The 13539-nt window shown below is 55.7% G+C and carries 10 protein-coding genes; 5 read left to right on the forward strand and 5 right to left on the reverse strand.

Going from position 1 to position 13539, the window contains the following annotated elements:
- Window positions 1–154: 154 nt before the first annotated feature.
- Window positions 155–1690 (reverse strand): DEAD/DEAH box helicase, encoded by a 1536-nt coding sequence (locus ACT3RW_RS13155; RefSeq protein ID WP_444614034.1) that lies wholly within the window; start codon window positions 1688–1690, stop codon window positions 155–157.
- Between the two features lie 309 nt (window positions 1691–1999).
- On the reverse strand, window positions 2000–4054 hold the full coding sequence (locus ACT3RW_RS13160) for an MMPL family transporter (protein ID WP_444614035.1): 2055 nt from the start codon (window positions 4052–4054) through the stop codon (window positions 2000–2002).
- 214 nt (window positions 4055–4268) lie between these two features.
- Here ACT3RW_RS13160 and ACT3RW_RS13165 point away from each other — a divergent pair, with 214 nt between their 5' ends.
- From ACT3RW_RS13165 to ACT3RW_RS13180, 4 genes are all read left to right on the forward strand, one after another.
- Window positions 4269–4781 (forward strand): MarR family winged helix-turn-helix transcriptional regulator, encoded by a 513-nt coding sequence (locus ACT3RW_RS13165; protein WP_444614036.1) that lies wholly within the window; start codon window positions 4269–4271, stop codon window positions 4779–4781.
- Window positions 4778–5401 carry a LysE family transporter gene (locus ACT3RW_RS13170; RefSeq protein ID WP_444614037.1) on the forward strand — a complete coding sequence of 208 codons (624 nt, stop codon included), beginning with the start codon at window positions 4778–4780 and terminating at the stop codon, window positions 5399–5401. Before ACT3RW_RS13165 ends, ACT3RW_RS13170 begins: the two co-directional genes overlap by 4 nt.
- Window positions 5402–5496: 95 nt before the next feature.
- The gene (locus tag ACT3RW_RS13175; RefSeq protein WP_444614038.1) at window positions 5497–6006 is read left to right on the forward strand and encodes a low molecular weight protein-tyrosine-phosphatase; all 510 of its coding nucleotides are present in this window, start codon (window positions 5497–5499) and stop codon (window positions 6004–6006) included.
- Window positions 5993–8008 carry a chorismate-binding protein gene (locus tag ACT3RW_RS13180; RefSeq protein ID WP_444614039.1) on the forward strand — a complete coding sequence of 672 codons (2016 nt, stop codon included), beginning with the start codon at window positions 5993–5995 and terminating at the stop codon, window positions 8006–8008. Before ACT3RW_RS13175 ends, ACT3RW_RS13180 begins: the two co-directional genes overlap by 14 nt.
- Here the strand turns inward: ACT3RW_RS13180 and cls are convergent.
- Window positions 7995–9467 carry a cardiolipin synthase gene (cls, locus tag ACT3RW_RS13185; RefSeq protein ID WP_444614040.1) on the reverse strand — a complete coding sequence of 491 codons (1473 nt, stop codon included), beginning with the start codon at window positions 9465–9467 and terminating at the stop codon, window positions 7995–7997. The two genes, ACT3RW_RS13180 and cls, sit on opposite strands and share 14 nt — an antisense overlap.
- Window positions 9468–9659: 192 nt before the next feature.
- On the opposite strand from cls, the gene ACT3RW_RS13190 reads away from it, so the two are divergent.
- On the forward strand, window positions 9660–10535 hold the full coding sequence (locus ACT3RW_RS13190; protein WP_444614041.1) for an aminodeoxychorismate lyase: 876 nt from the start codon (window positions 9660–9662) through the stop codon (window positions 10533–10535).
- Here the strand turns inward: ACT3RW_RS13190 and ACT3RW_RS13195 are convergent.
- Together ACT3RW_RS13195 and ACT3RW_RS13200 are read right to left on the reverse strand one after the other, a co-directional pair.
- On the reverse strand, window positions 10532–12859 hold the full coding sequence (locus ACT3RW_RS13195) for an ATP-binding cassette domain-containing protein (protein WP_444614042.1): 2328 nt from the start codon (window positions 12857–12859) through the stop codon (window positions 10532–10534). The two genes, ACT3RW_RS13190 and ACT3RW_RS13195, sit on opposite strands and share 4 nt — an antisense overlap.
- Complete coding sequence (locus tag ACT3RW_RS13200; protein ID WP_444614043.1) at window positions 12856–13476, reverse strand: ECF transporter S component; 621 nt, start codon at window positions 13474–13476, stop codon at window positions 12856–12858. Before ACT3RW_RS13200 ends, ACT3RW_RS13195 begins: the two co-directional genes overlap by 4 nt.
- Window positions 13477–13539: the final 63 nt, after the last annotated feature.

Genomic DNA, 13539 nt, shown 5'->3' on the forward strand with positions numbered 1-13539 from the left:
TATGGAAGTTTTCCATCTTTTTCCATGGAAAACGCTTGCAGTAGAACCTCAAGACGAGGGACATCGCCCATCTTGATTGCCACTTTTTGAGCGCTTAAAACACGAAGCCCTGGACAGCTTTTGCTGTCCAGGGCTTCGTGATGACTATTTAGTTTTAGCGACCGCTAGTGGTCGGGCTCGAAGCGCGACGTGGTCCGCGTGAACGGCCACCGGTCGGTGCTGAAGCGTTGCGACCACCAGCACGCGATCCGCGTGAAGCGTTCGATGGACGCTCTGTGTTTGCACCGCGAGCTGAACGTGCTGGACGATCAGCGTTGCCACCACGTGCTTCGCGTGCTGGACGCTCAGACTGGCTCGATGCGCCGTCACGATCCGAGCGACGACGTTCGCCACCGCGGGACTGACCTTCGCCACCGCGAACATTGCGTCCGCCACCGCGGCCACCACGAGCGTTCGAAGATTCGCCAGCTGGCTTCTTCTTAGCTGGGTTACGGGTCTGCTGTGCTGGAGCAACGTAGGCAACGTGCTCAGCAACTTCGCCAACAACCTTGGCAACAACTGGCGAGTTCAGGTTGACCTTTTCGAAAGGTACCTTCAGGCCAGCCTGCTTCAGCAACGAAGCAACGTCGCCCTGCTGATCAGGGGTGCAAATGGTCACTACGGTTCCATCCGAACCTGCACGGGCGGTACGGCCCGAGCGGTGGGTGTAAGCCTTGTGCTCTGCTGGTGGATCAACGTGAACAACCAGTTCCACACCATCAACGTGGACGCCACGGGCGGCAACGTCGGTAGCTACAAGAACCTTAGCTTCGCCGGAAGCAAAGGCTGCCAGGTTGCGGTCACGGGCATTCTGCGAGAGGTTGCCGTGCAGGTCCACCGCTGGAACGCCAGCCTTGGAGAGTGCAAGAGCCATCTTCTTTGCGTGGTGCTTGGTGCGCATGAACATGATGCGGCGTGCGGTGCCCTGAGCCAGAATACGGATCAGTTCTTTCTTGTCATCATTGCCGATAACAAAAACGTGGTGCTCCATGGTGTTCACAGCAGCCTGAGGCGCATCCACCGAGTGAATGGTTGGGTTGCTCAGGTAACGCTTGACGACCTTGTCCACGCCGTTGTCCAAAGTAGCAGAGAACAGCATGTGCTGGATGCCGGTTGGCATACGGTCCATGATGCGGCGAACTACAGGCAAGAAGCCCATATCTGCCATGTGGTCGGCTTCGTCCAGTACGGAGATTTCAAGCTGGGAAAGGTCAACAATCTTCTGCTTGATCAAGTCATCAAGACGACCTGGGCAAGCGATGACAATGTCAACGCCCTCATTCATGGCCTTTTCCTGACGACTCTGAGCCACGCCACCATAGATCACGGTGGTGCGCAGGCCGCTGGACTTAGCCAGTGGATCAACAGTCTTAGCAATCTGGGTTGCCAGTTCACGGGTTGGTGCCATGATCAATGCGCGTGGGAAGCGGGCCTTACGACGCTGAGGTCGCTTGGATAGACGCGCTACCAGTGGAAGTGAGAATGCAAGGGTCTTGCCCGAACCGGTCTGGCCGCGGCCAAGAACGTCGCCACCAGCAAGGGTGGAAGGCAAAGTTGCTTCCTGAATCGGGAAGGGGGTTTCGATTCCGGTGTCGAAAAGGACCTTTGCAAGGTTTTCAGGCACGCCGAGGGCGCTAAAAGTTACGGACATATTTAAACTTTCTCTCTGATTCGCACGCCTTAGGCTAAGGCGCTTGGTGTCGCCGAGCCAGGAGGAAGTCCGCACCGCGCATAACCAGCAAGCTGGTTTGCAACCACCGGTGAACCAACACGGAATCAATCCGGGGATCAGCTGGAGGGGAAATCTAAACTGTCGACGCATGCATCTGATCATTTCTTCAGATGCACAAGTATCTACTCTACAGTGCTTCGACCGAGCCGGTCTGTGAGTCACCACGCTTTGAGGCCTAGGGACTAGAGACCTTCACCACGTGCACGGCTCACTTACAGCACCTGCCTTCTACAATTTTTTACCGGCTTTGTCGGCCAATTTAGAGGGCCACCAAACCTTGGGGCCTATTTCCTCGACCAGTGCTGGCACCAGCAAACTGCGGACAATAAATGTATCCAGAAGCACACCAAAGGCCACGATAAATCCGAGCTGACCGAGGAACATAATCGGAACAACTCCCAGCGCCGCAAAAGTTGCAGCTAGCACCACGCCGGCAGAAGTGATCACACCGCCTGTGACTTGCAAGCCTCTGCGCATGCCTTCATACGTTCCGAACTTCATTGATTCCTCACGCACTCGAGTCATCAGGAAGATGTTGTAGTCAACGCCTAAGGCGACGAGGAAAACGAAACCAAATAGCGGCACTGACGGATCTGCGCCTACGTAGTCGAACACGTTATTAAAGACCAACGCGCTGATTCCCATCGCCGTGCCGTAAGACAAAACGGTGGTGAGCATCAGGAGCAGCGGTGCCACGACCGAGCGCAAGAGCAACATGAGGATCACGAAGATGGCACCCAAAGTTGCCGGAATGATCTTGTAAAGGTCCGCTTGTGCGGTGGCATTTGTGTCAAGCTGCGTTGCAGTCGTGCCGCCAACCAGCCCTTGGTCATCAAGCGAATGCACGGCCTGGCGCAAGTCCACAATGGTTTGTTTTGCTTCATCCGAATCGGCTGCCGCCGAAAGGGTGACCGAAATGAGATTCCGCCCCTGAACCTCATACGGATTCACGCCCCTCGCTACTATGGCCGGTCCCCCACCTTGGGCCTGAAGGAAAGCCGAATCCACTCCGGAGACTTCTTCGACCTTCTCCAAGACCGCGTCTGCATTGGCTTGGTCAATAATCACCGTGGCAGGAGAACCGGTTCCGCCCGGGAAGTGTTCACCCAACGCCAGCTGTCCGTCGCGGGCTTCTGATCCTCCGACTACCAGTTCGCTTTGCGGTACACCGTGGGCTTTAAGCTGGGTAATCCCCATAACACCGGCAGCGAGTATAACAACGGTGATGATCCAGATTGGACGTGGGTTGCGTGCGACAAAGCTGGCAATCTTTCCCCATAATCCTGTGGAGCTATTTCCCGCATCACCTTCAATGCTCACCTTGGGTACGAACGGCCAATAGGCGGCTTTCCCCAGCAGGCCGAGTACTGCCGGTAAGAACGTGAGCGCGGCAATAATCGAAAAGATAATGCCAGAGGCACCGACTGGACCCAAAGCTTTGTTGGAGTTCAAATCCGAGAACAGTAGGCACAATAGTCCGACGGTAACTGTTCCGCCTGAGGCGATGATCGGTTCCAACGAACGCTTCAACGCCGTTGACACTGCTTGCCATCGATCCCCGCCAGCCATCAATGCCTCTTTATGTCTGGCCACAAATAGCAGGGAGTAGTCGGTTGCTGCACCGATCACCAAGATGGACAGGATTCCTTGGGCTTGACCATCAAGTCGAATCCAGCCCTCAGAAGCCATGAAATACACACTCAGAATTGCTGCACAAAGGGCAACCATTGATGTCAGCAACACGGCTATGGGGAGAAGGATCGATCGGTAGACCAAGAGCAAAATGATTAGGACCGCGCTCAGAGCCACTCCGAGTAGTACCCCATCGATTCCGCCAAAGGCTTCGGATAGATCAGCGCTAAACCCGGCCGGCCCTGTGACATAGGCAGTGGTGTTTTCCGGCTTCTGCTCTGAGATCAAAGAGCGTAGCTCCTCGACCCCTTCTTTAGGCTTCGTGTCCCCAGAAATGGGAACTAGCAGTTCAGCGCCTTGACCATCTTCTGAAAGGAATGGACCAGCTACCTCACCTTCGAGGTGTTGAAAGTTTTTGAGGTTCTCAGCGAACACTTTGACCGCTGCACTGCTGAGCTGGTCTTCGCTCGTTAGCACCACTACCGCGGGGATGGCCGTCGATGATTGGAACTTGTTTTGCCATTCCAGCGCTTGGGTTGCTTCTGCGGTGGCGGGTAAGAACGCTGTTTGATCATTGGTCTGCACTTCGGAGAGCTTCCCAAAAGTTGGTCCGCCGAGGCCAGCAACCCCTATCCAGAGAAGGACAAGCACAGCGTAAATCCCGGTTCTGAGACCGGTACGTTTTATGCGGATTTGATTAGTTGATTTCGCCTCAGGGCGAGGTGACTCTGGCACTGTACCGTTCCCATCCGTTGTCGCACTGTCAAAAAATTGATATGCGATAGGTAGTCAACGTTACCGGAGATTGTTCGATCATGGAACTACTTTTACCGACTAGTAACTACACGGGGCTAAGATTGCGGCTATGCATGCACGCAATGATCAGCACTTGGTAGTGCTCCTACAGGAATTCAGCCAGGCTACAGATCGCTACGTTGAATCCACCGGAGCACAATTCGGAACTCACCGGACGGACATGAATGCCCTGTCCATCATCATGAAGTATGAGCGCAGCGGCACGCTGCCCTCCGCCAAGGATCTGAGCGCCGATTTGCAACTTAGCGCACCTGCCACCACTGCCATGCTTGACCGACTGGCACGTTTTGAACTCATTGAACGCTTGCGCTCCGATAACGACCGACGCGTCATCCACATCAGCCCAACCGACAAGGCACGCACGCTGGGAAGGCAGATGTTCATGCCCCTTGGTATGAAAATGATGGAAGTAATAGGGCACTACCGCGCGCAGGAGCTAGAAGTAATTTCACGGTTCTTGGCTGAAGCCATCAGCGGTGTCGACGACGCACGAGAACAGTTCGTAACCTTAAGTCCCACGAATCAACCGAACGCTACCGAGGAAACTAGCATTACTCGGTGACCTTTTCACTCTGGCTTTCCCTGCTCACCGCCTGCATCGTCATTAGCTTCACCCCCGGAGCCGGTGCCATCAACACCATGAACAACTCGATGCGCCAAGGATGGCGTACCTCAATTTGGGGCATCCTCGGACAGCAAATCGCCCTACTGATCCACGTAGCCATCGTCGCTGCTGGTGTTGGCATTCTGGTCGCTAACTCCCCGGTGCTCTTCGCCGCCATCCGCTATGCCGGCGCCGCGTACTTGGTCTACTTAGGTATCCGCATGCTGCTTTCCAGGCCGAACGTCGCCTCTGATGGAACCTCAACTAGCCAGCAACTAACCCGCCGTTCCATGATCAACCGTGGCCTGCTGGTCAATCTGCTCAATCCCAAAGCGATTGTTTTCTTCCTAGCTTTCACTCCGCAATTCATCAACGCTGATCAACCGCTACTGGGCCAGTACGCGGTGTATATCGGGACAGTCATCGCGGTAGACATCTTGGTTATGTACTTCTTCTTTGCCGGGACCGCTCGAACCTTCCAGCGGTTTACCGCCACCTACCGTGGAGCTAAATTGCTGAACATCATCTTTGGTGTGCTGTTCATCCTTGTCGCGGCCCTGCTGCTGCTCATGCACTAAAAACTTCCTGAACGAATAAATCGTTACCGATTTATACCCGGATTTCGGGCGCGTAGCTATCGCCTGCACACGACTTGTGCCCATAGACTATTGCCATGTTCCGGATAATGATCGTGTGCACGGGAAATATCTGTCGTTCGCCTATGGCCGAGTACATGCTCAAAGATGCCCTAGATACTGCCGAGGTCACCGAGGTAGAGGTGCTCTCGCGAGCTACTACTTCCGGTGAAGTGGGCAACCCTATCGATGAGCGTGCCGCCAGCATCCTGCACAGTCACGGACTGGACGCTTCAGAACATGTTGCCGCCCAGGTTGATGCCGAGGAACTGGCCCAAATGGACCTGGTGCTCGCCATGGACACCGATCACTTTGAAGATCTTGTGCCCGAACTTGCCGAGATTGATCCGACCCAGCGCCCACAGCTGCGTATGTTCCGGTCCTTCGACCCGGTTACAGTTAATGAACCACACGAAAACCAGGGTGTTTATGACCCTTGGTACGGCGACGCCGGAGACTTCCGCGAATCGTGGAAACTCATTTCAGCATCCCTGCCAGCCCTTGTAGATTACGTGCGGAGTAATATCGCTTCTCGTGGAAACCGCTAGACCAACACTCATTGCCATTGATGGACGTTCCGGTTCAGGCAAAAGCACCTTCGCATCATCACTAGCGCAGCACCTTTCAGAGTTCTCTTCTGTAAATATCCTGCGCCTTGAAGACCTCTACCATGGGTGGCACGGCCTCGCCGATGCCCGGCGGATGTACAACGACCTACTACCCGCCTTAGCCGCAGGAGAAACAGTCACCTACTCCACCTGGGATTGGGCAAACGATCGCCTTGGCGAGCACCACGAGTTCACGGCCGCCGACATTCTCATCATTGAAGGCGTCGGAGCACTCAACGACCAAGCCCGCGAAATCATAAACTTCGGCATCTGGCTTGAAGCACCGGAAGATTTTCGCCGCGAACGCGCTTTAGCCCGGGACGGTCAAACCTACCGCCCGTACTGGTCTACGTGGGCAGAGCAAGAATCTGTTTATCTTCAGACTCACTCACCTGCTGATCATGCGCTGCTGTTCATTGATACTTCCGAAGTTGCTGATCCGCTCAACTCGCTTTTGGGCGCCAGCCATTTCTTGCCCGAAGCGATCAAGGAACTTTTTGGCGGTACGGCTCAGGGCTCCAACCTGCCTACATTGCGCCAAAGTTATCAGGCACCAGTTGATGTGGCTGCACTTTTTGAACAGCTCACAGCCCAGTTACCCCACGCTGCTCTTTTGGAATCCACCAGCCAGCACCTTGATGATCCGCTGGGGCGCAACCGCTATTCCATCCTCGCTTTTGCAACCAGTGCTCAACCGCCAATCCTCGGGGCCAACGAATCAGGAGCCTACATCACCGTGGGCGGGGCGCGCCTTCAACTCGGTCAAAATTTCTTTGACTCACTAGGCTCCCTCTGGCCCTCAAAAAACCAGTTGCACACCGACTACCCACTGCCACTATGGGTGGGCTACCTCGGCTATGAGCTCAAGCGCGAAGTCGCAGCCTCAAATATCAGCGCAGAAATCTCTCCGGGACAAACGCGTCCCGACGCGCAATTTTTCGCTCCGGACACCATCATGGTCATTGATCACCAGAGCTCCCAGATGCATTTACACAGTGCCAGCAAACCTTCCGCGCAGCTGTCCATCCTTCTTGGCAATCCACCGCAAGATCGCCGGAGCAAAACACTACCGATACCTGAATTTGTATGTGCTGACACCGCAGCCGGTTACCAAACCAAAATCCTCGCTGCGCAACACGAAATCTATGAGGGCAACACTTACGAAGTCTGCCTGACCACCGAGTTGACCGCCGTTGCCCAAGACTTTGATCCGTTCGAAGCCTATTGCAGGATGCGCCTTAGCAGCCCGGCGCCCTTTGCTCACTACTTGAAGTTAGCTGACCTTGAAGTCGCAAGTATCTCTCCAGAACGTTTTTTGGCTCTGTCTAACGATGGGCAGCTACGTGCTGAACCCATCAAGGGCACACGACCACGCGGCGTCACCGAAGTCTCAGACCTGGCACTCAAACATGATCTAGCAACGCATCCAAAAGACCGCGCAGAAAACATCATGATTGTTGATCTTCTGCGCAATGATCTCTCACATTACGCAGTGCCCGGATCCGTCAAGGTGACACGGTTGTGCTCTGTGGAAAGCTACGCAACGGTGCATCAAATGGTCTCCACCATCGACGCCACCCTGAGTCAGCCAGAACTGGCGGCTGGGGCCTTGCGCGAAGCCTTCCCACCGGGATCAATGACCGGTGCCCCAAAGCTGTCCACGATGAACATCCTTGATGAGCTCGAAGAGCACCGTGCCCGCGGCCTGTACTCCGGGGCGGTGGGCTATTTCGGAGCCGACGGTGCTGCCGACTTCTCCGTAGTTATCCGCACACTGGTTTGTGACCGTTTGCCTGATGCGTCGTGGCGATTATCTTTGGGGCTGGGCGGAGCAATTACCGCAGACTCAGTTCCACAAGAAGAGTGGGAAGAGGTCATCACCAAATCCCGTGGTGTCCTTCAAGCCCTCGGCGCCAGCTTCCCGCAGCCTACTGCAACGTAGCGGTGAGGCGGGCTACGTTGTCTATCCAGCGCTGCATACGTGGACGACGGCGCCACTGCCCCAAAGTGATTTCCGTAGAAATCTCGCGGTAGTGATTCTGTACTTCGTTGACCGCGTTGACCATCTCCTTGCCCAAGAGCATCACGGAAATTTCCATGTTCAGGCTGAAGGAACGCATATCCATATTTGAGGATCCGACGACCGCCACTTCGTCATCAACAGTGAAGCACTTGGTGTGCAGAACCATCGGCGCTGGGTAGCAGTGAATACGTACACCAGCTTCGAGAAGTTGCTGGTAGTAGGACTGCTGCGCGTGGTGAACCAGGAACTGGTCGCCTTCTTCACAGACAAAAAGTTCAACTTCTACCCCGCGCTGGGCTGCAGTAGTAATTGCGTAGAGCATGGAATCATCTGGCACAAAGTACGGGCTGGTGATTTCCAAGCGCTCGGAGGCCGAGTAGATCAGCGTATTAAACAGGCGTAGGTTATTTTCCTTGCCGAAGCCCGGACCGCTTGGAAGTAGCTGCGCCAAGGTTGACCCGGGACGTTCTTCGTAGGCCAACGGGTGCCTGGCCTCGTTCATGTCCATCAGGACTTCTTGGTCGTTTTCTTCCTGCCACCAGTCAATAGCAAAGGTCACGTCCAAGCTGCGAACCAAAGGACCTTCAACGCGCAGCATCATTTCGACCCACTCGCGTCCGACCTTATGCGAAGACTTACGCTTGTAACCCGGTTCAATCAGGTTCTGGCTCCCGGTGAAACCGACCTCGCCATCAATGACCAAAATCTTGCGGTGGTTACGCAAGTCTGGGCGGCGCCAGCGCCGACCAATCAAGTCAATGGGAAGCATGGGGCGCCAGTTGATCCCTGACTTTTTTAGACGCTTTTTCAACTCGCCATAGCCCTTAACACGCAAGGTACCTAGGTGATCAAAGAGCAGGCGCACGTGCACACCACGTTGTACTGCACGTTCTAGTGCTTCAAGGACTGGGCCAACATATTCTTCGTCGTCGCCCATGATGTAGAACTGAATGTGGATGTAGCGTGTTGCTTTGTCGATTTCATGACGCATCGACTCCATCGAGTAACGGTAGTCAGAAATAACCTCAACACTGTTGCCACCTTCTAGGGGCATAGCACCTAAGTTACGGTTCAGGCTGACCGCAGATTCAACCCACTCTTCTTGGGAGTGAAATTCTTCAGGCAACTCCATGTGCTTGGTGGCGTCAATGATTTGCTCGTGGGCACGCTGCTGCTTTTCGAGTCGGCTACGCGAGAGCCGTGGATTAGCAAAAAGCCAGTAGGCCAAAAGTCCAACCACCGGAAGGAAGAAGATTCCCAAGAGCCAAGCCATCGCCGTGGTGGGGCGTCGGTTGCCCGGAACGATACCGATCATGAAGTAACGGACCACCAATTCGATGGCTACTAGGATACTCCACAGCACGCTACCGATCTGCATAAGTACTTCATTACTCGGTAACACTGCTGGTACACCCCTTCGTTACGCACGATGATCGTCGCGATTTCCGGCTCTGATCTGCGTAATACAGCTCAAATTCCTCCGCTTAGCTTATCTAAGATTCACTAAGAAGTCTGAACATCCGTGAGCTCAAAGGTCACACATGGGCTATGGGTTCGATAATCTGTAGGTATGAGTTCTCTAGTATTCTTGGATCCGGCCTATCCGGCAGGCTACTTGGCCGATATTTCCGCACCACAACTTCCAGTCACCGTGCAGGGAGTCACCCGTGGAGACGGCATCTTCGAATCGATGCTCTACACCAACCAAGCGGTTCGCAAATTTGAAGCGCACCTTGCTCGTCTGGCCAGCTCGGCTGAACTATCAGACCTGATCATTCCCGATGCACGCACCTGGTATGCCGCAGTTGATACGGCCGTGGCTGACTTTGACGCCACCGGCGGCGCAGAGGAAGCTGTGGTCAAACTGATCGCAGCTCGTGGTGAGCATGATGAAGATCCAGCAATCTGTTGGGTGACTGTCACTCCTGCCCCGGCCCTAGGCAAAGAGCAGCGCGAATCAGGAGTCGACGTACTCTTGCTTGATCGTGGCTACGATTCCAAGCTTGCCGAACGTGCACCATGGTTGATGATGGGCGCGAAGACCCTGTCCTACTCGATCAACATGGCAGCCCTACGTTATGCACGCAAGCACGGCGCCCATGATGTCATTTTCACTTCAGCCGACGGTATCGTGCTGGAAGCTCCCACCTCAACGGTGTTGGTTGCCCAGCGCGATGGTGAGACCAAACGTCTGCTGACCCCCATGCTAGAAACGGGTATCCTGCCGGGCACCACACAGAGTGCAATCTTTGATGCGGCTGCTCAAGACGGCTGGGAACTGGGTTACGGCCCGTTGCGTCCAGAAGATCTCTACCAGGCCGATGGTGTCTGGTTGGTTTCCTCGATCCGTCTGCTCACTCCGGTGCGCACCTTGGATGCCAAGCCATTGCGTCTAGACGCTGAGCTCCACGAAGAACTCAGCGCCCTCAGCGACGCAATTCGCTAACTCCACACAAGGTTGTAGGTGCCGGCCCACAGGGCCGCACCTACAGCTGCAGCACCCAGGACGATGCCCGCGATAAGTACCGCGGCGTCGGTCCGGGTGAAGGTGGCCGTGCGGATCCAGGTCCGTTTGGCCGTACCAAAGCCTTTAGCTTCCATGGTGGTTGCCAAACGACCGGCACGGCGAATGGCCTGAACCAGCAAGGCCAGGCTCTGACCAAGTTTCGCGCCAATCCGCGCAGCGAGGGTGCCGAAGTTTCCGACACCACGAGCCCGACGGGCCAAGGTCAACGTAGTAAATTCCTCAATCATCAGTCCCAGCAATCGCATTCCGGCTAATGCGCCGAGCACAAAACGATGCGGGACCTTAAGCTGTTGAGACAGTGCCCCGCCCAGATCACTCGGGTTGGTGGTGGCCAACAACAAGATGCATGGAATCGCCAAGGCGAAGGCCCGCAGCCCGGTGGCAATACCGCCCTGCAGCGAACCCTCGGTAATACTGAACAGTCCAAGCTGCGCATAGACTGCGCCACTATCTTGGCCAACCAGTGCAATACCCCACGCAGCAAAAAGCCCTGCCAGTAGCAGCGGCCACGCCCGTTTGAGGAACTTCAGCGGACTGAGACCGGCCAGTGGGAACAACACAACGCTGGCAACAATGATCACCAAAGCCGAGACTGCATCCAATGTACTGATCAAAGGCAACGTTGCGGCAGCCACGGCGCCCAGCTTGGCTAACGGGTTGATCTTAGCTAGCCAGCTATCGCCCACCGGAGCATCCAGTACCGGTCCCTTAGGCTTGGCCACGTCGCCGCTTGGCAGTGCAGCTAGATGAATCTGCTCAGCCTGCAAGACGCTGGCCAAATGTTCATCGTGAGTCACCGCAATGATCGCGGTGTCCTGTTCCAACTGAGCAACCAGCAGCTGCGCTAATTCACGCCACGTATTGGCATCCTGTCCGAAGGTTGGTTCGTCAAGGATCAATACGTCTGGAGAAGCGGCTAACACGGTGCCTACGGATAGCCGACGTTTCTCTCCTCCGGAGAGCGTGAATGGGTTTGCGTCAGCAAGATGTTCCAGACCCAAGCGCACCAGCAGTGACTGCACTAACTGCTCAACTTGTTCCGGCTCGTATTTCAGTTCTCGCCCGCCACTGGCTTTGGCTCTTAACGGAGCAAAAGCTAGTTCTTCACGGACGGTTTGCGCCACAAATTGGTGCTCAGGTTCTTGGAACACTGAACCGATCCGACCAATCAGCGCACCAGCTTTCCAGCTAAACGGTGAGCTGCCAAGACCATTGGCTAGCTGCTCGCTTGCATCAAGCTGTCCTGCGACAGGAGCGAGCAAGCCACCAACGGTGAGTGCCAAGGTGGATTTACCTGCACCGTTTTCACCACGGATGACCGTTGCGGTGCCTGCGCGGACTTGTAGGTTAACCGGGCGGGTGCGCGGTGCTTGCTCAGCTCGGGCGCACACCAAGTCTTTGGCCTCCAGCAAGGTTCCTCCCGGCTGGAGTGTCACTTGTTGGATTTGTGGCAGGTAGCCGGGAACCCACAGACCGGCCGAAGCGAGTTCAGCGCGAAGCTGCTGATCCTCCATGAGCTGTTGCGGGCTCAGATCATGGGCTACTCCGCCACCTGGCTCAAGGACGATGATGCGGTCCATGTGCTGGGCCCAGACTTCCAACCGGTGTTCAACTACCAGCACGGTGGCCCCGCTGAGCTGTGCCGCATTAAGCACGGCATCGCGCAAGGGACCGATCCCCTCTGGGTCCACGTTGGCGGTCGGCTCATCAAGGAGCATCAATCCTGGCTGCATGGCCAAGATACCGGCCAGAGCCAGTCGCTGTTTCTGTCCTCCGGATAGTTCTTGGGTCCGGTGGTCAAAGGAGAGCATGCCTAGACCTACAGCGTCCAATACTTCTGGGATGCGCTCACGGATCACCTCGGGAGCTACAGCAAGATTCTCGGCCCCGAAGGCGACATCATCAGCTACCCGGCTCTGCACCACTTGGGTCTCCGGGTCTTGCTGCATCAGCCCAACCGGGCGTTGGCGAGCAAAGGCATCAGCCCCGTCAATGAGTAGCTCGCCACGCATTTGCTGCGACTCGTCGACTTCCAACAACCCCGCCAGAGCATGTAGCAAGGTCGACTTTCCCGCACCGGAAGGACCAACAAGAAGTACTTTCTGGCCGGCCTGAATATTAAGGTCTAAACCGGAAACCGCGGGAGTTGTTCTTTCGGCATGCTGCCAGCTAAAACCACGCGCAGAAATCTCGGCGCCCCGCCGAGTTTGAGCGTCAGCGCCACGGTTAGCCAGCGAACTCATTTGGCGTCCAGTTTCCCGGACTCGAGGTGAGCACGGCGGCTAGCCAGTGCGCTCAGTGCACCGGTCTTAGCCAATCCACGGGTGGCCAGCCAAGACAGCAGACCAGCGATGATCAGTCCAGAGACGCCGGTGATCAGCACGTGCAAGATCTTTAGTGATGAGGTGTATTCCACGTAGTACGCCAGGATGTAGGCTTCGGAAATACCGGCGAAGATGCCGGTGAAAAAACCTGCAATGAGCGCAACGCTCAGGTTCCACTTACGGTAGCGGAAGATGGCAAAGACCAATTCAGCACCAAGGCCCTGGACCAGCCCGGAAACGATGACGCTCAGACCGTAGTGAGATCCCAGCAATGCCTCGATAATGGCTGCCAGTAATTCGCAGAACACTGCTGCACCTGGTTTGCGGATGATCAGGGCACCGAGTACCGCTGGGAAGAGCCATACGCCAGTCAGCAGTGCAGCGGCAGGTGGGAAGGCAACAAAAGCTAGCGAGAACAGCGGCATGCCTGCGCTCCAAGCCCAGAAGATCACTCCTGAGGCTACGGCGATTACTGAGGCTACGACGATGTCGACAACGCGCCAGCTGGTTCGCTGTTTTGCGACTACTTGGTTCATGGGTGGTCCTCCTATATTTAGGAGGGGAGATGTACGGACTGATGGCATAGTGCTACACCCGTC

The organism is Glutamicibacter sp. AOP5-A2-18 (assembly GCF_052446055.1).
Taxonomy (GTDB): Bacteria; Actinomycetota; Actinomycetes; order Actinomycetales; family Micrococcaceae; genus Glutamicibacter.